General features: G+C 68.4%; 20 protein-coding genes. 14 read left to right on the forward strand and 6 right to left on the reverse strand.

Annotated features, from left to right (window positions below; all coding sequences use genetic code 11):
• Nucleotides 1-29: 29 nt before the first annotated feature.
• Nucleotides 30-815, reverse strand: a complete 786-nt coding sequence (locus DOM66_RS17445; protein WP_188115213.1) for an IclR family transcriptional regulator — start codon at nucleotides 813-815, stop codon at nucleotides 30-32.
• 139 nt (nucleotides 816-954) lie between these two features.
• Between DOM66_RS17445 and DOM66_RS17450 the strand changes: the two genes are divergently transcribed.
• Genes DOM66_RS17450 through DOM66_RS17470 form a run of 5 tightly spaced genes read left to right on the forward strand, consistent with a single transcriptional unit; the run spans nucleotide 955 to nucleotide 5,500 of the window.
• Nucleotides 955-2,124, forward strand: a complete 1,170-nt coding sequence (locus DOM66_RS17450; RefSeq protein WP_110677032.1) for an acetyl-CoA acetyltransferase — start codon at nucleotides 955-957, stop codon at nucleotides 2,122-2,124.
• Nucleotides 2,121-3,737 (forward strand): acyl-CoA synthetase, encoded by a 1,617-nt coding sequence (locus tag DOM66_RS17455; RefSeq protein ID WP_110691033.1) that lies wholly within the window; start codon nucleotides 2,121-2,123, stop codon nucleotides 3,735-3,737. Before DOM66_RS17450 ends, DOM66_RS17455 begins: the two co-directional genes overlap by 4 nt.
• On the forward strand, nucleotides 3,734-4,279 hold the full coding sequence (locus DOM66_RS17460; RefSeq protein ID WP_110677036.1) for a PPC domain-containing DNA-binding protein: 546 nt from the start codon (nucleotides 3,734-3,736) through the stop codon (nucleotides 4,277-4,279). Before DOM66_RS17455 ends, DOM66_RS17460 begins: the two co-directional genes overlap by 4 nt.
• Nucleotide 4,280: 1 nt before the next feature.
• Nucleotides 4,281-4,700, forward strand: coding sequence for a PPC domain-containing DNA-binding protein (locus DOM66_RS17465; protein ID WP_198651821.1), 420 nt, complete (start codon nucleotides 4,281-4,283; stop codon nucleotides 4,698-4,700).
• Nucleotides 4,697-5,500, forward strand: coding sequence for an SDR family NAD(P)-dependent oxidoreductase (locus tag DOM66_RS17470; RefSeq protein ID WP_198651822.1), 804 nt, complete (start codon nucleotides 4,697-4,699; stop codon nucleotides 5,498-5,500). The genes DOM66_RS17465 and DOM66_RS17470 overlap by 4 nt, the downstream gene beginning before the upstream one ends.
• 12 nt (nucleotides 5,501-5,512) lie before the next feature.
• Here the strand turns inward: DOM66_RS17470 and DOM66_RS17475 are convergent, their stop codons facing one another.
• Together DOM66_RS17475 and DOM66_RS17480 are read right to left on the reverse strand one after the other, a co-directional pair.
• Nucleotides 5,513-6,004 (reverse strand): DUF302 domain-containing protein, encoded by a 492-nt coding sequence (locus DOM66_RS17475; protein ID WP_223162057.1) that lies wholly within the window; start codon nucleotides 6,002-6,004, stop codon nucleotides 5,513-5,515.
• 41 nt (nucleotides 6,005-6,045) lie between these two features.
• Nucleotides 6,046-7,764, reverse strand: coding sequence for a Na+/H+ antiporter (locus DOM66_RS17480; protein ID WP_110677040.1), 1,719 nt, complete (start codon nucleotides 7,762-7,764; stop codon nucleotides 6,046-6,048).
• Between the two features lie 360 nt (nucleotides 7,765-8,124).
• On the opposite strand from DOM66_RS17480, the gene DOM66_RS17485 reads away from it, so the two are divergent.
• The 3 genes from DOM66_RS17485 to DOM66_RS17495 are packed head-to-tail and all read left to right on the forward strand — an operon-like array spanning nucleotide 8,125 to nucleotide 11,971.
• Nucleotides 8,125-8,679, forward strand: a complete 555-nt coding sequence (locus tag DOM66_RS17485; protein ID WP_110677042.1) for a (2Fe-2S)-binding protein — start codon at nucleotides 8,125-8,127, stop codon at nucleotides 8,677-8,679.
• Nucleotides 8,676-9,719, forward strand: a complete 1,044-nt coding sequence (locus DOM66_RS17490) for an FAD binding domain-containing protein (RefSeq protein ID WP_110691034.1) — start codon at nucleotides 8,676-8,678, stop codon at nucleotides 9,717-9,719. Before DOM66_RS17485 ends, DOM66_RS17490 begins: the two co-directional genes overlap by 4 nt.
• Complete coding sequence (locus DOM66_RS17495) at nucleotides 9,716-11,971, forward strand: xanthine dehydrogenase family protein molybdopterin-binding subunit (RefSeq protein WP_110691035.1); 2,256 nt, start codon at nucleotides 9,716-9,718, stop codon at nucleotides 11,969-11,971. The genes DOM66_RS17490 and DOM66_RS17495 overlap by 4 nt, the downstream gene beginning before the upstream one ends.
• On the opposite strand, the gene DOM66_RS17500 is transcribed toward DOM66_RS17495, so the two are convergent.
• Nucleotides 11,956-12,603: a TetR/AcrR family transcriptional regulator gene (locus DOM66_RS17500; RefSeq protein ID WP_110677048.1), complete on the reverse strand. Its 648-nt coding sequence runs from the start codon at nucleotides 12,601-12,603 to the stop codon at nucleotides 11,956-11,958. The two genes, DOM66_RS17495 and DOM66_RS17500, sit on opposite strands and share 16 nt — an antisense overlap.
• A gap of 171 nt (nucleotides 12,604-12,774) precedes the next feature.
• Between DOM66_RS17500 and DOM66_RS17505 the strand changes: the two genes are divergently transcribed.
• From DOM66_RS17505 to DOM66_RS17530, 6 genes are all read left to right on the forward strand, one after another.
• Entirely contained in the window at nucleotides 12,775-13,863 is a 1,089-nt protein-coding gene (locus DOM66_RS17505) for an HlyD family secretion protein (RefSeq protein WP_110677050.1), read from the forward strand.
• Between the two features lie 13 nt (nucleotides 13,864-13,876).
• Complete coding sequence (locus DOM66_RS17510) at nucleotides 13,877-15,427, forward strand: DHA2 family efflux MFS transporter permease subunit (RefSeq protein WP_110677053.1); 1,551 nt, start codon at nucleotides 13,877-13,879, stop codon at nucleotides 15,425-15,427.
• Nucleotides 15,428-15,602: 175 nt separating this feature from the next.
• Nucleotides 15,603-16,016, forward strand: a complete 414-nt coding sequence (locus DOM66_RS17515) for a hypothetical protein (protein ID WP_110677055.1) — start codon at nucleotides 15,603-15,605, stop codon at nucleotides 16,014-16,016.
• Between the two features lie 21 nt (nucleotides 16,017-16,037).
• Nucleotides 16,038-18,350: a tRNA(Met) cytidine acetyltransferase TmcA gene (locus DOM66_RS17520; RefSeq protein WP_157959094.1), complete on the forward strand. Its 2,313-nt coding sequence runs from the start codon at nucleotides 16,038-16,040 to the stop codon at nucleotides 18,348-18,350.
• 112 nt (nucleotides 18,351-18,462) lie between these two features.
• On the forward strand, nucleotides 18,463-19,938 hold the full coding sequence (locus DOM66_RS17525; protein ID WP_110691037.1) for an aminoacyl-histidine dipeptidase: 1,476 nt from the start codon (nucleotides 18,463-18,465) through the stop codon (nucleotides 19,936-19,938).
• A 146-nt stretch (nucleotides 19,939-20,084) separates the two neighbouring features.
• Complete coding sequence (locus tag DOM66_RS17530) at nucleotides 20,085-20,726, forward strand: Vat family streptogramin A O-acetyltransferase (protein ID WP_110677061.1); 642 nt, start codon at nucleotides 20,085-20,087, stop codon at nucleotides 20,724-20,726.
• A 42-nt stretch (nucleotides 20,727-20,768) separates the two neighbouring features.
• Here DOM66_RS17530 and DOM66_RS17535 read toward each other — a convergent pair whose 3' ends face one another.
• Complete coding sequence (locus DOM66_RS17535; protein ID WP_245392480.1) at nucleotides 20,769-21,917, reverse strand: App1 family protein; 1,149 nt, start codon at nucleotides 21,915-21,917, stop codon at nucleotides 20,769-20,771.
• Between the two features lie 114 nt (nucleotides 21,918-22,031).
• Nucleotides 22,032-22,595 carry a type 1 glutamine amidotransferase domain-containing protein gene (locus tag DOM66_RS17540; RefSeq protein ID WP_110677063.1) on the reverse strand — a complete coding sequence of 188 codons (564 nt, stop codon included), beginning with the start codon at nucleotides 22,593-22,595 and terminating at the stop codon, nucleotides 22,032-22,034.
• Nucleotides 22,596-22,649 lie beyond the last annotated feature (54 nt).

Below are 22,649 nucleotides of genomic sequence, written 5' to 3' on the forward strand. Positions count from 1 at the left end.
AATGCCGAGAGGGCAGGCGAGGCCCGCGCTCAGCGCATGCGCTGGGCGCGATGGATCTTGGCTTCCAGCGTTCTGGCGGCCTCGACCAGGCGCGGGCCGAGCTCGCGCTGGCGCTGGGGCTGCAGGCGGCTCTCGATCGCCGCCACCGAGAGCGCGCCGAGCACACGCCCATGGCGGTCGCGCACGGCGGCGCCGATGCCCCAGGAGCCCGCCACCACCGAGCCACGATTGATGCCGTAGCCCAGGGCGCGGCACTCGGCGATACGCGGCAGGTGATCCGCGCGCTGGTCGTTGGGGAAGTGTGCTGCGCACTCCTCGGCATTGGCGGCCAGACACTGCTCCACCTCGTCGTCGCTCATCGCGGCCAGCATCGCGATGCCGGCACCACCCACGCCCAGCGGCAGGCGCGTGCCGGGCTGCAGTACGTGGGTCTTGATCGGGTAGCTGCCATCTTCCCGGATGAGGCAGAGCGAGTGCCACTCGCTGCGCAGGCAGAAGAAGGCGCTGTCGCCGGTGTCGGCGGCAATGCGCGCGACCGGCGTCGCAGCGATCTCCCTCAGGCCATAGCGCTGGTTGGCGATCACCCCCAGGGCGTAACACTCCGGCCCCAGGAAATAACCCTCTTCATCGCTCTTCTCGACCATGCCCTCCGCCATGAGCGCCTGAAGCAATCGATGAACCGTGGGCTTGGAGAGTCCCGTGCGCTGGGTGATGTAGGCCAGTGACACGCCGCTGCCCAGTTCTCCGGCAATGGCACGCAGGACCTGCAGGGTGCGATAGGTGGACTGCGCGCCCTGGATATGGCCTGAACTCATGGCTGGCTCCTGTCGTTCCATAATGTGGCCTAATTATTTGGTATATAACGGCCATCTTTCGATTGAAGGCGCTCTAATCGGCGAATAGCGTAATTGATATCATATTTTTTAATTCCATTTTATGGAATACGGAGAAAACATGTCAACGCGAGCCACGATCGTCGGCTGGGCACATCTGCCGTTCGGCAAGCGCCCCGAGGCCGATACCGAAGCCATGATGGCGCAGGTCACGCCCCAGGCCCTGGCGCACGCCGGGATCACCCCGGAGGCCGTCGATGCCATCTTCGTCGGCGTCATGAACAACGGCTTCTCGCCGCAGGATTTCCAGGCAGCACTGGTCGGCATGGGGGAACCGGCACTGGCCTCGACCCCGGCCACGCGGCTGGAGAACGCCTGCGCCACCGGCTCCGCGGCGATTCATGCGGGCATGGACTTCATCGAGTCCGGCCGTGGCAGGATCGCGCTGGTGATCGGTGCGGAAAAGATGACGGCGCTGCCCTCGTCCGCGGTCGGCGAGATCCTGCTGGGGGCCAGCTATCGCCGTGAGGAGCAGGCACCGGGGGGCTTTCCCGGCGTCTTCGCGCGCATCGCCAGCGACTACTTCGCGCGCTACGGCGACCGCCGCGAGGAGATGGCCATGATCGCGGCCAAGAATCACGCCAACGGCGTCGCCAATCCGCTGGCCCATGTGCGCCGCGATCTCGGCTTCGAACGCTGCAACCGGGCCGACGAGGGCAATCCGCTGGTGGCCGATCCGCTGCGGCGTACCGACTGCTCGATGATCTCCGATGGCGCCGCCGCGCTGGTGCTGGCGGATGCACAGACCGCGCAGGCGCTGCACCGGGCGATCGGCTTTCGCGCCCGGGTGCAGGCCAACGACGTGCTGGCGCTGAGCCGTCGCGATCCGACCGCCTTCGAGGGGGCGGCCAGGGCCTGGCGGGGGGCGCTGGATCAGGCCGGGCTCGGCCTGAATGATCTCGATCTGGTCGAGACCCACGACTGCTTCACCATCGCCGAGCTGATCGAGTACGAAGCCATGGGCCTGACGCCGCGGGGCGAGGGGCATCGCGCGATTCGCGAGGGCTGGACCCACAAGGGCGGGCGCCTGCCGGTCAATCCTTCCGGCGGGCTCAAGGCCAAGGGGCATCCGGTGGGGGCGACCGGCGTGTCGATGCACGTGCTGGCCTGCATGCAGCTGATGCACGAGGCCGGTGACATGCAGATTCCCGGGGCCGGTCTTGCCGGCGTGTTCAACATGGGTGGCGCCGCGGTGGCCAACTACGTCAGCATTCTGGAGCGCGTGCGATGAGCGATACCCGGCAGCATCCCGTGGGCGGCCTCGCGCCGGTGAGCCGGCGGGTGATGAATCTGGCCCACTTTCTCACCCAGGCGGCGCGGCGCTACCCCGAGGAGCCGGCGCTGGTGATGGGCGACAGGACGCTCTCCTGGCGCGCGCTGGATCAGCGTGTCAGTGCACTGGCGCTGGGGCTGCGGGCGCATGGGCTGGAAAAGGGTGACCGCCTGCTGGTGCAGAGCCGTAACGGCTTCGAGATGATCGAGACGCAGCTCGCCGCGTTTCGGCTGGGGGCGATCTGGGCGCCGGCCAACTTCCGTATCGCGCCGGAAGAGGCGGCCTGGCTCGCCGAGTTAACCCAGGCGAAGATGCTGGTGGTGGGTCCGGAGTTCGAGCACCATCGGCGCGCCATGGCGGCGGCCGACCCGGCGCTGCGTCTGACCCTCTGCCTGGGCGAAACGCCCGAGGGCGGCGAGCCCGGCTACGAGGCCCTGGTGGCGGCGTATCTGGGCCAGACCTGTGCCAATGTGGACGTCGAGCACGACGACCCGTGCTGGTTCTTCTTCACCTCCGGCACCACCGGCAAGTCCAAGGCGGCGGTGCTCACCCACGGCCAGATGGGCTTCATCGTCACCAACCATCTCTGCGATCTGATGCCGGGCACCGATCAGGCGAGTGACGCCAGCCTGGTGGTGGCGCCGCTCTCCCACGGCTCGGGGATCCACTATCTGACCCAGCTTGCGCGCGGGGTGAAGACCGTGCTGCCGAGCGCGCTGGGGTTCGATGCCGAGGAGATCTTCGCGCTGATCGACGCCCACCGCATCACCAACCTGTTCACCGTGCCCACCATCGTCAAGCTGCTGGTGGAGGACCCCGCGGCCGAACGCTACTCGGCGGCCTCCCTGCGCTACGTGATCTACGCCGGCGCGCCGATGTACCGCGCCGATCAGCAGCGTGCGCTGGCGCGCCTGGGGCCGGTGCTGGTGCAGTACTACGGGCTGGGCGAAGTGACCGGCAATATCACCGTGCTGCCACCGCAGTTGCACAGCGCCGATGACGCGTGCTTCAAGGTGGGCACCTGCGGCTATGACCGTACCGCGATGCAGGTCTCGATCCAGGACGAGGCCGGCCGTGAACTGCCGCCGCAGGAGAGCGGCGAGATCTGTGTCTGCGGCCTCGGCGTCTTCGCCGGCTACTACGCCAACCCGGAGGCCAACGCCAAGTCGTTCCGCAACGGCTGGTTCCGTACCGGGGACCTGGGCCATCTCGACGACGAAGGCTTTCTCTACATCACCGGGCGGGCGTCGGACATGTACATCTCCGGCGGCTCCAATATCTACCCGCGCGAGATCGAGGAGAAAATACTCACCCATCCGGATATCCGCGAGGTCGCAGTGGTGGGCATGCCGGACCCGCGCTGGGGTGAGATCGGTGTGGCGGCGGTGGTCCCGCGGGAGGGGGCCGAGCTCGATCTGGCGGCGCTCGAAGGCTGGGTCAAGGCGCACGTGGCGAGTTACAAGGTGCCGCGGCGCTATCACCTGTTCGACAGCCTGCCCAAGTCCAGTTACGGCAAGATCACCAAGCAGCTCGTGCGGCAGGCGGTCGAACGCCGGGAGGCAACCCCATGACCCAGTCGCTTCACGCCGGCTATCACCGCCCGCGCATGCTGCGCCATGTCGGGCGCTTCAGCCCGGTGCGCATTCACAGCATGCATCACCAGAGCGGTCGCCACATCCGGCTGCTGCTGGCGCCGGGGCTGTCGCTCTACGACGCCTTGGTGCGGCCGCTGGCGGAGATCGGCGTGACCAGCGCCTCGACCACCATTCTCGGTGGCCAGTTCGCACGCCTCGAGTACTGCGTGGCACCCCCCGACCCCAGCGGTCATGCGGTCATCGCCTACTCTCCGCCGATCGACGCGGGGGCGGCCTATCTGGTGTTCGGCAACGCCACCCTGGGCAAGGACATGCAGGGAAAGGCCCTGGTGCACTGCCATGCGTCGGTGCGCGTCGCGAGCGGCGAGGTCAAGGGTGGGCACATCGTGCCGCAGGCCTCGATCGTCGGCGCGCAGCCGATTCCGGTGCTGGTGACCGCGCTGGAGGGCTTCGAGCTGCGCCAGGCCCTCGACGACGAGACCAACATCCCTCTGTTGAAGCCCTTCAAGGAGTCCTGAGATGGCCACCACGGATACGACACGGGTTGCGACCACCGAGACCGGCCGCATGGGGCGGGTCGCCTACGCGCGCATCGCACCCAACGAGGATCTGGTGCAGGGAGTGGAGAAGCTCTGCCTCGCCGAAGGGTTCCGCCACGCCTTCGTGCGTGGTGGTCTGGGGAGTCTGATCGACGCCAGCCTCGGCCTGCGCGACGGCGGTTACCAGCAGGTCGCCGGGCCCGCGGTGGAGGTGGTGAGCATCGCCGGCGAGGTGCGCTCGGGACCGGACGGCGCGCCGGTGGCAGCGCTGGCAGGAATCGTCGCCGACACCCAGGGCAACGTCTACGGCGGCCCCTTTCTGGCGGGCTGGAATCCGGTCTGCGTGACCTTCGAGGTGACGCTGGAAGAGTGGTTGCCCGATACGGAGACAGCGGCATGAGCCAAGAGCCTGAGATGAACCCGACGGGCGCTGGAAACGCCCCGGCGCAGGCCGCAGGCGGCGGGGCGGTGGTGATCACCGGTGGCGCATCGGGCATCGGCCTGGCGATCGCTTCTATGCTGAAGGCGCGCGGGTGGGCGGTCTGCCTGCTGGATCGCTCGGCCGAGGGGCTGGCCAGGGCGTGCGCCGAGCTCGACCTGCCCAGCCACGCCGCCTGCGCCTGTGACGTGGCCGACGAAGAGGCGGTGTCGGCGGCGGTCGACGCCCTGGCCGCGCATTATCGGCTGACCGCGCTGGTCAACAGTGCCGGGATCGGCATCGACAAGGCCACCCTCGACACCGAAGTGGCGGAGTTTCGCCGCATCCTCGACGTCAACCTGGTCGGCGCCTTCGTGGTGTCGCGGACACTGGCGCGCTACTGGGTCGGGCGCGGGTGGCCGGGCTGTGTGGTCAATATCTCGTCGATCTCCGGCAGCTGCGGCAACAAGGGGCGCAGCGCCTACGGCGCCTCCAAGGCGGGGCAGGATGCGCTGACGCGGGTCATGGCCTGTGAGCTGGGCGCCCAGGGGATCCGGGTCAACGCGGTGGCCCCCGGGCCGATCGATACGCCACTGGCGCGAGCCCTGCATACCGATGAGGTGCGCGCGCAGTGGCACGAGCGCGTATCGCTCCGGCGCTATGGCCAGCCCGCGGAGGTCGCCAGCGTGGTCGCCTTCCTGCTCTCCGACGAGGCCGCCTACGTGACCGGCCAGATACTCGCGGTGGATGGCGGCTTCAGCAGTGCCGGGCTGCGCGCCTGACGGCTTTCGCGGTCACGACTTGAGGGCGTCGACCAGCGCCTGCATCTCGCGGCTGAGCGGAGCGACCGCGGGGCAGTCGCCGACCCCGTGGCGCGTGGCGATCCACTGGGGGTCGTCGTAGCCGAGCCAGGTCTGACCATCGGCATCCTGCCAGATCAGCACCTTCATCGGCAGATCGATACCGGCGGTGGCGGCGCACTGCATCAGGGGCGTCGAGGTCTTGGGATTGCCGAACACGATCACTTCGTTGGGCAGCATGGCCATATCGCGGGACATCGCGCCCTGGCGGTGGTCGATGCGCGCGAAGATGGTCATGCCACTGGTGCGCACGTTATTGGCAAAGCGGCCGGCGACCTGGTGCACGCTGCCTTCGACCGGGGTGGCGATCAAGCCCGGTACCGCCGCGGCGGCCGGCGTCTCCTGGGCGCTGGCGGCGGTAACGGTAGCGAAGCTCATCAGGGCCAGGCCCGCGGCGGTGATCCAGCGTGACATCGGGCGTCTCATCCCTCTCTCCTGTCTGTGTCGAACATGTCGTTTAGCCAATCCTAGTGGGCCGCCTGGCCCTCGTCACTGGTCAGCGCGGCCTCGGCGAGGTCGACCTCGCGCACCAGCTTTCTGAGCACATTGTCGTTGATTCGGTGGCGCTGGCGAAGCTTGTAATACTCACGGCGCTCGGCGCGCAGCGCTTCCAGCCGCGTTTCGCGCTCTAGCTCACGGCTGGTGGCGAGCTGCGGGGTGGCGGTCTCGGTGGAGTGCAGCGCCATACGCTCGCGGTAGTAGGCCATCAGCTGAGCGCTGATGTCGTTGAACGCGATGATCGTCTCGTCGTTGGTCTGGGCCCGGGCGAACTCGCCGGTGCGGTCGTGGTGGAAGCGCTCGATACGGTAGATCGCCGCCTCGGCACCGGCGATGCGCGCGCGCCGCTCCTCGTCGAACTCGCGGGTGTCGCGGGGCAGCTTCAGATTGCGCAGCACCAGTGGCAGGCCGATGCTGCCGGTGATCAGGGTGAACAGGATCACGCCGGTGGCGAGGAAGATCAGCAGCTCGCGGTTGGGGAAGGGGGTGCCGTTCTCCATCAGATGCGGCAGCGACAGCGCTGCCGCCAGGGTGATGGTGCCGCGGATACCGGCCAGGGTCGCCGCCAGCATCAGGCGCAGGGGTAGACGGCCGTTGTCGTCGGGGGGCGGCAGCCGCGGGCGGCCATGTATCAGGCCGCGCAGCCGCGTCAGCGCCAGGCCGACCTCGCTGGCCAGCCATATCCACAGGAAGCGCGACAGCAGCAGCGCCAGCGAGATGATCGCCACGTAGCCGAGCAGGCGCAGGAACTCGTAGTCGCCGATATCGTGCAGCGAGTGATCCAATGCGCCGTTGATGATCGCCGGCAGCTGGAAGCCGAGCAGCAGGAACACCAGGGCGTTGAGCACGAACTCCAGCATCTCCCACACGCTCTGGGTCTGCATCCGCGCATTCAGCTGGCCGACCCGCTTGAGGTCGGCGCGGTTCATCACCATGCCCGCGGCGACCGCGGAGAGAATGCCGGAGAGCCCCAGGTGCTCGGCGAGCAGATAGGCGGCGAACGGCAGCAGCAGCACCAGCAGGATCACCTGAACCGTGGTCGCCTCGCCCAGATGGCGCTCGATCAGGCGGGTGCGCAGCAGGTTGAAGCCCAAGGCCAGCAGCGCCCCCACCACCAGCCCGCCCACCGCGATGATGAAGAAGCTGAAGGTGGCATCGACCAGCGAAAAGGTGCCGGTGAGCGCGGCGGCGACGGCGAACTTGAACGCCACCAGGCCGGAGGCATCGTTCATCAGCGATTCGCCCTCGAGCACGCGCATCAGTCGTGGCGGCACCCGCAGCCGGCCGGAGATCGATGACACTGCCACCGCGTCGGTGGGCGAGAGGATCGCCGCCAGGGCGAAGCTCACCGCCAGCGGCAGCGCCGGGAACAGCAGATGGATGAAGTAGCCCACGCCGACCACGGTGAACAGCACCAGCCCCAGCGCCAGCGCCAGAATGGGGCCGCGCAGGCTCATGAACTCACGCTGCGGGAAGCGTCGGGCATCGGCGAACAGCAAGGGGGCAATGAACAGCAGCAGGAAGATCTCCGGCTCCAGCTCGACGTGCAGTCCGGCCGCCGGCCAGGCCAGCAGGGCGCCCAGGATGATCTGCACCAGCGGCGTCGGCAGCGCCGGCACGAAGCGGGTGATGACGCCGGTGGCCGAAGCCACCAGCAGCAGAATCAGGACCAGGATCAGCGTATTCATGGCGGTCGTGAGTCGTCCTTGCTGGGTGGGTCGGGTGGCGGGCGCGGCCAAGCTTAACCGAAGTCGACGCGCGGGGAAGGCCGGCGGCGACTTTTCCGGACATCTCCGGGCGGGGTGGCGCTCGGGTGTCTATGCTGATCAGTCGACACGGCGATGGCGTCCTGACAGCGCCCCGCCCTGCATGGATTCCCGTGACACCCATTGGTTCCCGGCCGCAGTGTGCCCGGCGCCCGCCAGCGCGGCGTCGGTGCCGCCTGCCCCAAACCGTGGCGTTCACGTGAGTCGCCCCAGACCGCGGGGCGTGGCCGAGCGCAGTGACGCGCACTGTGGCCGCGCCTCGATCACCGATGAGGAGCCGGCATGATGGACGATTCCGTGCATTCCCCGACCCGGCGCGAGCCCCCCGCGCCCACCCTGAACGTCAACTTCACCCTCAACCAGCAGCCGGTCTCGCTGGACGTGGCCCCCAACGCGGTGCTGCTCGACGTGTTGCGCGAGCAGCTCGGCCTCGGCGGCACCAAGAAGGGCTGCGACCACGGTCAGTGCGGTGCCTGCACCGTGCACGTCGACGGTCAGGCGATGAACGCCTGCCTGCGGCTGGCGGCCATGTGCGAAGGCCAGCACGTCACCACGGTGGAAGGGCTTTCGCGGGAGGGCGAGCTGCACCCGGTGCAGCAGAGCTTCCTCGCCTGCGATGCCTTCCAGTGCGGCTACTGCACCCCGGGGCAGATGATGTCGGCGACGGCGCTGCTCAATGATCCACGCATCGGCAGCGACGATGCCGCGGTGAAAGAGGCGATGAGCGGCAATATCTGCCGCTGCGGCGCCTACAAGAACATCCTCACGGCGATCCAGCAGGCGCGCGCGACCCTGGCCGACGACGCCGCGAGCCAGGCCGGGGAGGAGACCCCATGAGAGCCTTCGACTTCTCCCGCGCCGAGAGCGTCGGCAACGCCGCGCAGCACGGCAACGCCGAGACGGCTTTTGTCGCCGGCGGCACTACCCTGCTCGATCTGGTCAAGCTCGATGTCATGCGTCCGGCAGCGGTGGTGGATATCAACGCGCTGCCGTTGAAGGCGGTCGAGCGGCTGGCGGATGGCCGACTCAAGATCGGCGCGCTGGTGACCAACACCGATCTCGCCCATCACCCTGAGGTGAAGCGCGACTACCCGCTGCTCTCCCAGGCGCTGCTGGCGGGCGCCTCGACCCAGCTGCGCAATATGGCGACCACCGCCGGCAACCTCATGCAGCGTACCCGCTGCCCCTACTTCCGCGATGTCGGCAGCGCCTGCAACAAGCGCCAGCCGGGCAGCGGCTGCGATGCCCGCGACGGCATCAATCGCATGCACGCGCTGCTCGGTGGCAGCGCCGACTGTATCGCCGTGCACCCCTCGGACATGTGTGTGGCGCTGGCCGCCATCGGCGCCACCCTGACCCTCGAGGGGCCGTCGGGCGAGCGCGAGGTGGCGTTCGCCGACTTCCACCGGCTGCCCGGCGACACCCCGCATCTCGAGCACGATCTGGCCGCGGACGAGCTGATCACCGCGCTCACCCTCGACGCGCCGCTGGCGCCAGCCGGGTCGCACTATCTCAAGCTGCGCGATCGAGCCTCCTACGAGTTCGCGCTGGCCTCGGCGGCGGCGCAGCTCAAGCTGGATGGCGAGCGGATCACCGAGGCGCGGCTCGCCCTCGGTGGCGTCGCCACCAAGCCATGGCGTGCCAGCGAGGCCGAGGCTGCCCTGGCCGGCCAGCCGGCCGTGCTGGAGAGCTTCGAGCGCGCCGCCGAGATCGCCCTGCGCGATGCCCAGCCGCGGGCGCACAACGCCTTCAAGGTCGACCTGGCCAAGCAGGCGATCGTGCGTGCCCTGCGCGACGCCAGCCGCGCCGCACAGCGTGGTACCGACCAGGACGACACCGGCCAGGGCCGCACCGATACCCAGGAGAGCCAGGCATGAACGATCTGAACCAGTCGACACTCGACCAGCCCAAGGTCGTCGGCCAGCGCACGCCGCGTATCGATGGCGAGTTCAAGCTCACCGGACGCGCCGGCTATACCGGTGAACTCAGCATCGAGGGCATGCTCTACGGCTATCCGGTCGCGGCGACCATCGCCCACGGCACGCTGGAACGGCTCGAACTCGACGAGGCGCTGGCGATGCCCGGCGTGGTCGATATCTTCCACCACGCCAACTTCCCGCGCCTGCACCGCTCGCCCAACAGCATGGGGCACGGCGATCAGGTGAGCGAGGTGCGCCTGCCGTTCGAGGGCGAGCGCATCTACTACCACGGCCAGTACGTCGCACTGGTGGTGGCGGAGAGCTTCGCCCAGGCCCGCGCCGCGGCCCAGCGCGTGGTGGCCCGCTACCGCCAGGAGACCGGCGCGATCTCCAGCCTGCTCGACGGTGCCCATGACAGTCACTCGGAAGGGGAGCTGCTCAAGGACGCCGGCACCCGCCGCGGCGATCCGGAAGCCGCGTTTGACGGGGCCGCGGTGAAGGTCGATGCGGTCTATCACATCGCCGCCGAGAGCCACCTGCAGATGGAGATGCACGCCACCCTGGCCGAGTGGCGCGATGGCGGCAGCCGGCTGGTGGTGCACGAGTCGAGCCAGGGGGTGTTCTACCAGCGCAACGCGATGGCCCGGATCTTCGATCTGGCGCAGGAGAACATCGAGGTCATCTCCCACTACATCGGCTCCGGGTTCGGCAACAAGCTGTTCATGTGGCCCCACGCGGTGGCCGCCGCCGGTGCCGCGCGTGAACTCGGTCGACCGCTCAAGCTGGTGCTGCCGCGGCCCCAGGACATGACGAGCGGTGGCAACCGGCCCGCCTCACGCCAGCGCCTGCGGCTGGGGGCGGATCGCGATGGCCGCCTGAGCGCGGTGATTCATGACTCCACCACCGAGACCTCGCTGGTGGACCGCTACGTCGACGCCTGCGGCAGCGCCACGCCGAGCTTCTACGCCTGCGACAACCTGGCGGTGAGCCAGCGCATCCTGGCGCTCAACCACGGCACGCCCTGCCCGATGCGCGCGCCCGGCGAGGTCTCCGGCATCTTCGCGCTGGAGACCGCGATGGACGAGCTGGCGGTGGCGCTGCAGATGGACCCGGTGGAGCTGCGCCTGCGCAACTACGCCCATAAGGACCCGGAGAGCGGCCTGCCGTGGTCGAGCAAGCAGCTCGACAAGTGCCTGCACAGCGCCGCCGAGCGCTTTGGCTGGGCCCAACGCGACCCCGGGATCGGGGCGATGCGCGACGGTGACGAGATCATCGGCTACGGCATGGCCGCCTGCACCTGGTTCGCCGGACGTCAGCCGTGTCAGGCGCGGGTCGAGCTGCGCGCCGACGGCACCCTGTTCGCGGCCTGCGGCACCCAGGACATCGGCACCGGCACCTACACCATCGTGGCCCAGACGGTGGCCGAGCTGACCGGCGTCGCCCTCGCTGACATCGAGGTCAAGCTGGGCGAGACCAGCCTGCCGGCGGGGCCGCTCTCGGGGGGCTCGATGGCCACTGCGACCACGCTGCCCGCCGTGGCGGCGGCGGTCCGCGATGCCTTGGGCGCGCTCAAGGAGGTGGCGACCGGCCACGATGGGGTGTTCGCCGGCTGCGACGCCGACAGCCTGACGGTGGCCGAGGGCACGCTCAGCGACGGTGAGCGCAGCTACCGCTTTGCCGAGGTGCTCGAGGCCATGCGCCTGTCCAGCGTCAACGGGCAGGGCAGCAGCGCCCCGGGCGAGGAGAAGAAACAGTATAGTTTCCGCTCCTTCGGCGCCCACTTCGTCGAGGTGCGGGTCGACCCGGGGATCTCACGGGTGCGGGTATCGCGGGTGGTGTCGAGCATGGACATCGGCCGCGCGATCAATCCGCCCACGGCGCGCAATCAGGTCGAGGGTGGCATCGTCATGGGGATCGGCATGGGGCTGTTCGAGAAGCTCGACTACGACCCCCGCGACGCTCGGTTGATCAACGCCAACGTGGCCGACTACATCGTGCCGGTGCACGCCGACATCCCCGAGATCGACGTCGAGCTGCTCGACTATCCGGACTTCAAGTTCAACGAGTTCGGTGCCCGCGGGGTGGGGGAGATCGGACTCACTGGCATTGCGCCGGCGATCTCCAATGCGCTCTATCATGCCACCGGCAAGCGCTACCGCGACCTGCCGGTGACCATCGAGGCGCTGCTCGCCGATCACGCCTCGGCGTAGCGCAAGCCGCCGACGAAGAGGGAGACGCAGCGCGCCACGCGCTGCTCGATCGCCGCCTGTGAAGGCGGCGATTCCAGTTGCAGCAGCTGGGTCAGGTGCAGCTCGCCGAGCACCGAGCCGAGGAAGATGCCGGCGAGTTCGACGGCATCGCCCCGGGGTAGGCGTTCGGCGCGCATCTGGCGCTCGAGATAGGTGGCCAGCGCCTGGCGCACACGGCCCGGGCCAGCGGCATAGAACAGCTGGCCGAGCTCGGGCTGGCGCGGGCTCTCGGCCACCACTTCACGGTAGATACCGAGCGTCTCGCAGTCGGTGACCTTGATCAGCAGGGTGACCCCCAGGCGCTGCAGCGCCTCCTCGATCGAGAGCCCGTCGACGCCCTCGGCGGAGAGCGCCTGATAGAGGTAGTGGGAGCGGCGCTCGATCATCGCCTGGAACAGCCCCTCCTTGTTGCCGAAGTGACGGTAGAGGGTGGAGAGCGAGCCGCCCGCCTCGGCGACGATGTCGTTGACGCTGACCTGGCCGTAGCCGCGCTCGAGGAACAGCTTCTGGGCCGCGTCCATCAGCGCGTCGCGGCGCTTGAGTCCGCGCTCGGTGGTGGGCATCAGCGGGCGGGGGGCATCGGTTGAGGGCATGGGGCTTGCGGTGGCCTCGGTGAAGGTGTGGCGCGCCGGGTGCGTTGCCAACCGCAACACGATGGCGGTGGCGTTTTACAAAAGATAGTGTAGCATACACTACACTTTAATCGCGCCTGTGTCTCCGGCACCCAGTCAAAGGCATGAAGATCAAGGCATGAAGATCAAGGCATGAAGATCAAGAAAAAGCTCTACACGGCGGCGGCGGTCGTGGTGTTGGCGGTCGCCGCGCTCGTCTTCGCGTGGCACTGGTGGCATACCGGACGCTTCTTCGTCGGCACCGACAACGCCTACATTCACACCGACAGTGTGGCGGTGCGTGCCGAGCTCACGGCCAAGGTGACGCGGGTGGCGGTGACCGACAACCAGCGCGTCGAGGCGGGCCAGCTGCTGGTCCAGCTCGACGATCGCGATACCCGCAGCCAACTGGCCCAGGCCCAGGCCCAGCTTGCGGTCAACGTCGCCGGCGTGACCCAGGCCCAGCGCCAGATCGAGCTCGACCGCGCCAGCATCGACGAAGCCCAGGCGCAGGTGAGCGCAGCGGAGTCCGACGTCGCCCAGGCGCGCCAGCACCTCGAACGCTCGCAGTCGCTGGCGTCGAAGAATTACGCCTCGCGCCAGCAACTGGACGACGACCGCGCCTCGCTGCGCGTGGCCCAGGCCACGCTGGCGGCGCGCCGGGCCAGCGTCGAGTCGGCCAAGCGCCGGCTGAGCGCCGATCAGGCCGCGGTGGAGAGTGCCCAGGCCCAGCGCGATGCCGCCAAGGCCGATATCGACTACTACCAGAACCAGCTCACCAAGACCCGCATCGTGGCCCAGCGCGCTGGTGTGGTCGGCAACCGCACGGTGGAGGCCGGTGATCTGGCCCAGCCGTCGCTGACCCTGATGCAGCTGGTGCCGACCTCCAGTGCCTATGTCGTGGCCAACTACAAGGAGACCGACATCGAGCGCATGCGCGTGGGGCAGCCGGTCTCCCTCGAGGTCGACGCCTACCCGGATATCGCCTACACCGGCAAGGTCGACAGCGTGGCGCCGGCCACCGGCACCCAGTTCAGCCTGCTGCCGAAGGACAACGCCACCGGCAACTTCAACAAGATCGTGCAGCGGGTACCGGTCAAGATCCGCATCACCGGGCCCAAGGATCAGCTCTGGCGGCTGCAGGCGGGGCTCTCGGTGGAGCCCTCGGTGGATACACGTCAGGTCGACGGTCAGGCGATCTACTTCGATCCGGGTCCCGCGCTCGACGACAGCACCCCGTGAGGAGTGACGCGGCATGAGTGAGGTCGCGCCGCCCGCCAATGGCGGCCCGCAGGAGATGCCCTCCTGGCACCACCGCTTCGGCTTCATTGCGGCGGTGTTCGGGATGTTCATGGCGATCCTCGACATCCAGATCGTGGCCAGCTCGCTCAATGAGATCCAGGCCGGTGTTTCCGCCTCCAGCGATGAGATCTCGTGGATCCAGACCTCCTATCTGATCGCCGAGATCATCATGATCCCGCTCTCCGGGGTGCTGATGCGCTGGCTCTCGACCCGGGTCGCCTTCGTCATCTCGTGCGCCGGCTTCACCCTGGCCAGCCTGGGCTGTGCGCTGGCCACCAGCATCGATCAGTTGATCGTGCTGCGTGCGATCCAGGGGTTCATGGGCGGGGCCATGATTCCGCTGACCCAGGCGGTCAGCTTCTCGCTGTTCCCGCGCCGGGCGATGGGCACGGTGCAGGGCATCATCGGCATGGTGGTGACCCTGGCGCCGTCGATCGGCCCCACCGTGGGCGGCTATCTCACCGAGATCTTCAGCTGGCACTGGCTGTTCCTGGTCAACGTGATTCCCGGCATCTTCGTCACCCTGGCGGTGTGGCGTTTTCTCGACGTCGACAAGGGTGACGCCAGCGTCGCCAAGCGGCTCGACTTCAGCGGGCTGATCCTGATCGCGCTGTTCCTCGGCAGTCTCGAGTTCGTGCTCGAGGAGGGACCCGGTGACGACTGGTTCTCGAGCGAGCTGATCGTGTGGATGACCCTGCTCTGTGTCTCCTCCTGCATCGGCTTCTTCTGGCGGGTGCTCACCTGTGAGCATCCGATCGTCGATCTGCGCGCGTTCAAGAACCTCAACTTCTCGATCGGCACCGGGCTGGTGTTCGTGGTCGGCATCGCCATGTACGGGCTGGTCTATCTGATGCCGCTGTTCCTGGGCGGCGTGCGCGGCTACTCGAGTCTGCAGATCGGCGAGGTCATGTTCGTCACCGGGGTGGCGATGTTCTTCACCGCGCCGGTGGTGGGGCGGTTGACCAACTCGGTCGACCTGCGCGTGCTGCTCTTCTTCGGCCTGCTGCTGGTGGGTATCGGCACGGCGATGAACTCGAATCTCACCAGTGAATCGGGTTTCTGGCAGTTCTTCTGGCCGCAGATCGTGCGCGGCACCGGCATGATCATGTGCATCATCCCCGCCTCGCGTATCGCCCTGGGCACCCTGGGGCCGGCGGAGCTGGGCAACGCCGCGGGGCTGTTCAGCGTGATGCGTAACCTGGGCGGCGCGGTCGGGCTGGCCATGCTCGATACCGTGCGCGACTGGCGCGAGGACTACCACTGGAACCAGCTGATTCCGGCCCTCGATCAGGGGCGGGTGGTGGTCCAGCAGGAGATTGCCAACTACCAGGCGATACTGATGGGGCATGTCGCCGACCCCTACCATAGCGCCGTGGCGATGCTCGGCCAGCGGATCGGCGTGCAGACCCAGGTGCTCGCCTACAACGACATCTTCCTGTGGATGGGCTGTCTCTATCTGCTCAGCGTGCCGCTGGTGCTGCTGCTCAAGCGCATCGAGCACTGAGGAAGCGCTGAATAAATCGTCGAGCGAGATGAAGCGCAGGCATTTATGCAGTGATTCCCTGAGGCGGGGCGGGGGAGATGCAGGCGGGCGGCGCGGATGATTCAATAGCGCCAGACGCCGGTGGCGTGGCCACGACTGCCGCGCCGCTCTTGCCAACCCGTTTCGGAAATCCATGATGCAGACCCCGCATTCGCCCAAGCCGGGCGCCGATGAGCCCGTTCGTACCGTATCGCGCCTGATCGGCGCCTTCGCCGCCCCGGTGTTGATCTATCTGCTGGTATGGGAGCTGGCGGCGCGCCTGCTGTTGCCCGGTGTCGCCGCGTCCGGACGCGAGTTCGTGATCAACCTGTGCAGTGTACTGATCCCCTGCCTCGGCGTGCTGGTCAGCGTCTACCTGGCCGGCGCGCGCGCCGGGCGCCTGCTCGGTGGCGGCGTGATGTCGCTGTTCTTTCTCTATCTCTATGTCTCCTCCGGGGTGGCCTTCAGCTGGTTGCCGATACTGCTGACCCTTGGCGGCGTGGCCTTGGCGCTGGTTCTGGCGCGCTTCTGCCCGACGTTGAAACCCGATCTCGGCGATCTCTTTGGATAGGCGATCTCTTTGGAGAAAGACGTGAGCCCGCTGGCCGCGTGGCTACGTGCGCAGTGTGACGGGCTGCGTGAGCGCCGGGTGCGCGGGGTCCTGTGGATCGCCGCCGACCCCGGCACGGCGCTGACGCGCGCTGCCGCGTGGATCGCCGCCGGCGACTGGCGCGCGCCGCTGTGGGTCGGCCCGGCCAGCGAGCGCGTGTCGCCCGACATACCCCGGATCGCTGCATCCAGGGCGCGCTCGCGGCTGGGCCAGGAACACGATCTGGTGGTCGTCGATGCCGCCTCGCCCCAGGGGGGCTTCGACCCCGACGCTTTCGGTGCGCTCAGCGGTACTGTCCTCGCCGGCGGCTGGCTGGTGCTGCTGACCCCGGCGCACTGGCTCACCCCCGAGGCGGGCCCGTGGCGGGGCGACGCCGACTACCGCCGGCTGACCCAGTGGCCCCACGCGGCGGACATACTGAAGGCGCGCTATCTGCGCCGGGTGGCGCGGGGGCTGACGGCTGCAGAAGCGGTGGCCGTGTGGACGCCCGACGCGGCACTGCCGCGGGCGGGGCGGGCGACGCTATCGGCGGGTGGCCCGGCACAGGCGCAGACACCGCCATCGACACCGACGAGCAGGGACACCGACTGTCTCACCGCCGATCAGGCCGAGGCGGTGGCGCGGCTGACCCGGCTGCGCCGGCGCCGGCCGCTGGTGCTGGTCGCCGACCGCGGGCGCGGCAAGAGCGCCGCCCTGGGGATCGCCGCGGCGCGCCGGCTGCAGCAGGGCGAGCGGCAGCTCTGGGTGACCGCGCCCTCCCGCGAGGCGGTGGCGCCGCTATTTGCGCGCCTCGTGGCGCTGCTGCCGGAAGGCCGCGTGGATGAGGCGGGTTTCACCCTGGCCCTGGCGGGGCAGACGGCGCAAATCACCTGGCTGCCGCCGGAGCGGGTGCTGCCCGCGCTCGAGGAGGCAGAGGTCGACCCGCACTCGCCGCCGACCCTGCTGGTGGACGAGGCGGCGGCGATCCCTGCCCCCCGGCTGATCCGCTGGCTCGAACGCTTTCCGCGGCTCGCTTTTGCTACCACGGTGCACGGCTACGAAGGCACCGGGCGTGGCTTCGAGGTGCGCCTGCGTGAGCGTCTCGACCGGCTGACGCCCGGCTGGCGGCGGCTGCGTCTGAGCGCGCCGGTGCGCTGGGCCGAGGGCGACCCGCTGGAGGCGCTGACCCGCGATCTGCTGTGCCTCGATGCCGAGGCGGCGAGCGCCGAAACGGTGGCGGCCAGCGCCGTCAGCCACGCGCCGCAGGTGGTCTGGCTCGACCGCGAGGCACTGGCGGCGGACCCCGAGCGGCTGGCCCAGGTCTTCGGACTGCTGGTGCAGGCCCACTACCGCACCGCGCCCAGCGATCTGCGTCATCTGCTCGACGGCCCCGAGGTCATGCTGCCGGCGGTGATGCTCGGCGAGACGCTGGTGGCGATCGCCGTGGTCCAGCCGGAGGGGGGCTTCGACGCCGCCCTGGCCGAGGAGATCCACCAAGGCAGACGCCGCCCGCGGGGGCACCTGATGGCGCAGTCGCTGGCGTTCCATGGCGGCCACCTCGACGCGGCCCGCGTGCGCTGGTGGCGACTCATGCGGATCGCCGTGCATCCGGCCTGGCGCCGCCGTGGTGTGGGCAGCCAACTGCTCGCTGCGGTGGCCGAGGAAGCCAGTGCCGCAGGGGTCGGTCGGCTCGGCGTCAGCTTCGGCGCCGAACCGGGGCTGATCGCCTTCTGGCGCCGGGCCGGGTTCGTGAGCCTGCGCTTGGGGTTGACCCGCGAGGCGGCCAGCGGCGAGCCGGCACTGATGCTGGGGCGGGGGCTGACGCCTGTGGCGCGGGATGCGCTGGCCACCATGGCAATGGATTTCCGTCTGCTGCTGCCGGATCTGCTCAGCCAGGCGGCGCGGGATCTCGACCCCGAGGTGGCGGCGGCACTGTTGTGGGAAGGGGAGCCCGACCCGGCCTCTTCGGTGGTCGAGGCGCGACTGGCCTGGTTTGCCGCCGGTGGTGGCGAGTTGGCCCTGGTGCGGCCCTGGCTGCGCCAGGCGTGGCTCGACTGGTGGCGACGCCAGCCCGTGCCCGGGGGAGAGGTGGCGTCTGTCAAGGCGGACAATGCGCCGGGCGGCGATGCCGCCTCAGCGCTGGGTACGCCGTCAGCCATTGCCACCGCAGTGGCGGCCCTGTTCCAGGGCCATGACGAACGCCTCTCGGACGACGGCCGGCGGGGGCGCCAGGAGAGCGCCCGGGCGCTCGCCCGTGGCCTGCTCGCAGCGGCCGGTGAAGGCGGCGATATGGTCAAGCCGGCGCCGGGCGAGTAAGGTGTTGGCACGCAGAAACAGGCCGCCCGCCGCGCTGCGGGCCGGGCCCTTCTCTTCCTTCACCGTTGGAAGCCTGCCGCCGCCTGCCGGTGTCGGCGAGGCCGGAATCGACATGAACGATCATCTGTTAACGCTCTCCCCCGAACCCGTCTGGCGTCATTTCCGTACCCTGTGCAACACGCCGCGCGCCTCGGGGCACGAAGCCCGACTGGTGGAAACGCTGGAGCAGTGGGCCGATGCCCAGGGGCTCGCCCACGATCGCGACAGCAGCGGTAACCTGCGTATCCGCAAGCCGGCCACGCCCGGCTGCGAGTCGGTGCCGGGGATCATTCTCCAGGGCCATCTGGACATGGTCACCCAGGCCAACGCCGACCGCCCCCACGACTTTCTCAACGACCCGCTCGACACCTACGTCGACGCGGGCTGGCTGCACGCCCGTGGCACCACCCTGGGCGCCGACAATGGCCTCGGCGTGGCCGCTGCGCTGGCGATCCTGGAAACCGACGACATCGCCCACGGGCCGATCGAGGCGCTGTTCACGCTGGAAGAAGAGACCTCGATGAAGGGCGCGCTGGGTCTCGACGAGGGCTGGCTCGAAGGGCGCTATCTGCTCAACCTCGACTCCGAGGATCGCGGCGAGGTCTACATCGGCTGCGCCGGCGGTGCCGACGTGGTGATCGATGCCGACCTGCCGATGCGCGGCTGTGACGAGGAAGAGGTGATGCGGCGTCTCGCGCTCACCGGTCTGGTCGGCGGTCACTCCGGGGTCGATATCCACAAGGAGCGGGGCAACGCCAACCGACTGCTGGTGCGCGCGCTGCGGGCACTGGAGGAGTACGACATCCGTCTGGTCGACTACCACGGCGGCACCCTGCGCAACGCTCTGCCGCGGGAAGCCTTCGCCACCATCGTGGTCAACGCGAGCCATCTGCCGGCGCTGGAAGCGACCCTGGCCGAGCTGCAGGCGCTCTACCGCGACGAGCTGGCCGGTGTCGACGACGGCGTCACCCTGACGCTCTCGCCGGGCGAGCTCTCCTGCGACGAGGCCGAGGCGTTGACCGACACCGCCACCGACCTGCTGGTGGCGGCGCTGCATGCCTCGCCCTACGGCATCGAGCGCATGAGCGTGGAAGTGCCGGGCGTGGTCGAGACGTCCAACAACCTCGGCGTGGTGACGCTGGAGAACGGGCGTTTCCACCTCTGCGCGCTGGTGCGTTCGCTGCGCGACAGCGCCACGCGCAACCTGGCCGACCGCTTTACCGCGCTTTTCGGGCTGATCGGCGCGCGCACTCGGGTCGAAAACGGCTATCCGGGCTGGACACCGAGCGCCGACAGCGCGCTGCTGGCCCGCTTCAAGCGTCTGCACCAGGAGACCCTGGGCCAGGAGCCGGCGGTCAAGGTGATCCACGCCGGGCTCGAGTGCGGCATCATCGGCAGCAAGTACCCGCAGCTGGAGATGATCTCCTTCGGCCCGGTGATCCGCGGCGCCCACTCGCCCACCGAGCGCACCGAGATCGCCTCGGTCGAGGAGTTCTGGCGGGTCCTCAAGGCGCTGGTGGCGGATATCGGCTCCGGCCGCGCCGCCTGACAAGCGCCATACGGATAGGCACCCTCAGGTCGGCGGCGCCATGACGCCGGCCTGACAACGACAGCGCGCTTCGACACCCCGCGGCGGAGTGCGACTGCTCCCCTGGGGTTGAAGAAACGCGTTGGAAAAGTCGTTGGAGAAACGCCGTGCACGGTCCGAACCCAGACACCAAGCACCCCATGGCAGGGTTCCCGCAGGTTTGTTTCATCAAGAATACGGTGCGGAATCCGAATATCGTCGTCGGCGACTATACCTACTACGACGACCCGGAAGGGGCGGAGAATTTCGAACGCAACGTCCTCTACCACTTCCCATTCATTGGCGACAAGCTGGTCATCGGCAAGTTCTGCGCCATCGCGCGTGGCGCGACCTTCATCATGAATGGTGCCAATCACAAGCTCTCAGGCATCTCCACGTATCCTTTCCAGATCTTTGGCAACGGCTGGGAAAAGGTCATGCCGGAAGCGGGTGACTTGCCGTTCAAGGGTGACACCGTCATCGGTCATGATGTCTGGATTGGCTACGACGCGCTGATCATGCCAGGTGTCACCATCGGCAATGGTGCCATTGTCTCTTCACGCGCCGTGGTGGTCTCCGATGTGCCGGCCTATACCATCGTGGGTGGCAATCCGGCCAAACCGATCAAACAGCGCTTCGCGGCGGAAGACGTGGCCAGGCTCAACGAACTTGCCTGGTGGGACTGGCCCATCGAGACCATTACGCAACACCTGGCGCACATCGTCTCGGGGGATATCGATGCGCTGATGGCGTGCGCGCCCCGGGCCTGAAGCCTCATCCCATCCATGGTGTCAGAGCACCGCCACAGCGCATCACTCTCGCTGTTGCTGGGCGCGGGTATCGGCGCGTACCGCCTCGCAACCCTCCTCCGAGATCAGCCCCTTGTCGCGGGCGTGCTCGGCCATGCTCACGCTGTCGCGGGCGAGCACCAGTTCGCAGCCGGCCTGACGCAGCTCCTCGGCCAGCGCTGCGATCGCGGCGTCGCGCGCCGGGTCGTCGTCCACCTTGCGGATATAGATCGCGCGAACCCGGTCCGGGTGCGCCTTGACGATCTCGGTATAGACCTCCGGGTCGCGCTGGCCGCTGTCGCCGATCAGCACGAAGGGCAGGTCTTCGTAGAGCGCCAGCATGTTGCGGATCACGTCCGACTTGTGCTCTTCCGCCTTGCGCGGCCAGGGGCGCTTGAGCGTCATGCCCCACTCACGCAGGAACAGGATCGGGCCGACCGGAATGCGGTTCATGTTGAAGAACGCTTCGAGCATCTCGTAGATGCTCCAGGGCCCGCGCGAGACATAGAGCATGGGGCGCTTGCGATTGCCCTCGACACCGCCGTAGAGCGCACGATAGAGCGCAGCAACACCGGGAAAGGCGGTGCGCCGGTCGGCGGTCTCGACGAACAGCCGATAGAGCATCTTGAGCTTGTTGGCGACCCCGGTGTACATCACGGTGTCGTCGATATCGCTGATCACGATCAGGTCGGTGCTGGCCGGGGGGATGTAGACCTCGGTCTCGGTGCTGATCGCGTCCTCTTCGGAAATCACCTGCAGCTTGGCGGTGTGCCAGATCGCGTCGGCGGGGAGGGTATGGGTGATCTCGATATGCGCATAGAAGTAGCCATCGCGGTCGGTGGTCACCGAAGCGTGGGTGGCGCCGAGTCGGATGTCGACCCGCGCCTCGGCGATGCCGCGGCGTACTACGCGGCGGGCGATATCGACCACGTCCTGCATCATGCCGCCCTCCTGCCACGCCAGCAGGCGGCCTGGCTGACGGAACACGCGCCCCATGATGAAGGCTTCGCGCTGGGAGCCATAGCCGCGAAATGGGTGCACCACGACCCCGCCACGGCCACTGTCTCGGCGCACCGGCCGTGTGAACAGGCGCACCAGTTTCTTGGCGAAGTGGGCCAGCTTGCCGATGAACAGGCGCGGCAGGCGGCGCGATGAAGAGGTGAAGTGGGTCACGGGCTGGCGGTTCCTGGGTCGAGTGCCTTGAGTATGCGGAGCACAGGGCGATCCCGCAAAGCACACGAAAACGCCCGCCTGACGGCGGGCGTTCGGTCTCGTGCGGGGTGACGCTCAGGCGTGCTGATGACTGTGCCGGCCTTCGGCCAGTTCTTCGAGCAGCTTGGCGTTGAAGGCATCGAGATCCTTCGGTGTGCGGCTGGTGACAAAGCCGCTGTCGACCACCACCGGTTCGTCCACCCAATGGGCACCGGCATTCTTGAGATCCTGAGCGACCGACGCCACCGAGGTGAGCTTGCGCCCCTCGACCACGCCAGCGTTGATCAGGATCCAGGGCGCATGGCAGATCGCCGCGACCGGCTTGCCGGCCTCGAAGAACGCCTTGACGAAGGCCAGCGCCTTGTCGTTCAGGCGCAGGGTGTCCGGGTTGAACAGGCCGCCCGGCAGTACCAGCGCATGGTAGTCGCTGGGGTTGGCGGCATCGAGTGCCTTGTCGGCCTCGTAGGTGTCACCCCAATCGGTCTCGGCCCACGCGCGAATACCCTTGCCGTCCGGAGTGATGACGTGAGTTTCCACGCCCTGGCCTTGCAGTGCGGCGCGGGGAGAGGCAAGTTCGGACTCCTCGAAGCCGTCGGCGGCGAGAATGGCGACGCGTTTACCGTTGAGTTGCTGAGCCATCGTGACCTCCTGGTCGTGATGTGTCATGGAGTGTATGGGGTCGTGGGCCATCCC

It is taken from the genome of Salinicola endophyticus, assembly GCF_003206575.1.
GTDB classification, from domain to species: Bacteria; Pseudomonadota; Gammaproteobacteria; order Pseudomonadales; family Halomonadaceae; genus Salinicola; species Salinicola endophyticus.

Coding starts and splice junctions, on each gene's coding strand:
- DOM66_RS17475 (WP_223162057.1), bottom strand. CDS start 6,004: ATGAGACGCCCGATGTCACGCTGGATCACCGCCGCGGGCCTGGCCCTG.
- DOM66_RS17515 (WP_110677055.1), top strand. CDS start 15,603: ATGCAGACCCCGCATTCGCCCAAGCCGGGCGCCGATGAGCCCGTTCGT.
- DOM66_RS17495 (WP_110691035.1), top strand. CDS start 9,716: ATGAACGATCTGAACCAGTCGACACTCGACCAGCCCAAGGTCGTCGGC.
- DOM66_RS17450 (WP_110677032.1), top strand. CDS start 955: ATGTCAACGCGAGCCACGATCGTCGGCTGGGCACATCTGCCGTTCGGC.
- DOM66_RS17485 (WP_110677042.1), top strand. CDS start 8,125: ATGATGGACGATTCCGTGCATTCCCCGACCCGGCGCGAGCCCCCCGCG.
- DOM66_RS17445 (WP_188115213.1), bottom strand. CDS start 815: ATGAGTTCAGGCCATATCCAGGGCGCGCAGTCCACCTATCGCACCCTG.
- DOM66_RS17505 (WP_110677050.1), top strand. CDS start 12,775: ATGAAGATCAAGAAAAAGCTCTACACGGCGGCGGCGGTCGTGGTGTTG.
- DOM66_RS17540 (WP_110677063.1), bottom strand. CDS start 22,595: ATGGCTCAGCAACTCAACGGTAAACGCGTCGCCATTCTCGCCGCCGAC.
- DOM66_RS17525 (WP_110691037.1), top strand. CDS start 18,463: ATGAACGATCATCTGTTAACGCTCTCCCCCGAACCCGTCTGGCGTCAT.
- DOM66_RS17490 (WP_110691034.1), top strand. CDS start 8,676: ATGAGAGCCTTCGACTTCTCCCGCGCCGAGAGCGTCGGCAACGCCGCG.
- DOM66_RS17500 (WP_110677048.1), bottom strand. CDS start 12,603: ATGCCCTCAACCGATGCCCCCCGCCCGCTGATGCCCACCACCGAGCGC.
- DOM66_RS17510 (WP_110677053.1), top strand. CDS start 13,877: ATGAGTGAGGTCGCGCCGCCCGCCAATGGCGGCCCGCAGGAGATGCCC.
- DOM66_RS17460 (WP_110677036.1), top strand. CDS start 3,734: ATGACCCAGTCGCTTCACGCCGGCTATCACCGCCCGCGCATGCTGCGC.
- DOM66_RS17470 (WP_198651822.1), top strand. CDS start 4,697: ATGAGCCAAGAGCCTGAGATGAACCCGACGGGCGCTGGAAACGCCCCG.
- DOM66_RS17465 (WP_198651821.1), top strand. CDS start 4,281: ATGGCCACCACGGATACGACACGGGTTGCGACCACCGAGACCGGCCGC.
- DOM66_RS17455 (WP_110691033.1), top strand. CDS start 2,121: ATGAGCGATACCCGGCAGCATCCCGTGGGCGGCCTCGCGCCGGTGAGC.
- DOM66_RS17480 (WP_110677040.1), bottom strand. CDS start 7,764: ATGAATACGCTGATCCTGGTCCTGATTCTGCTGCTGGTGGCTTCGGCC.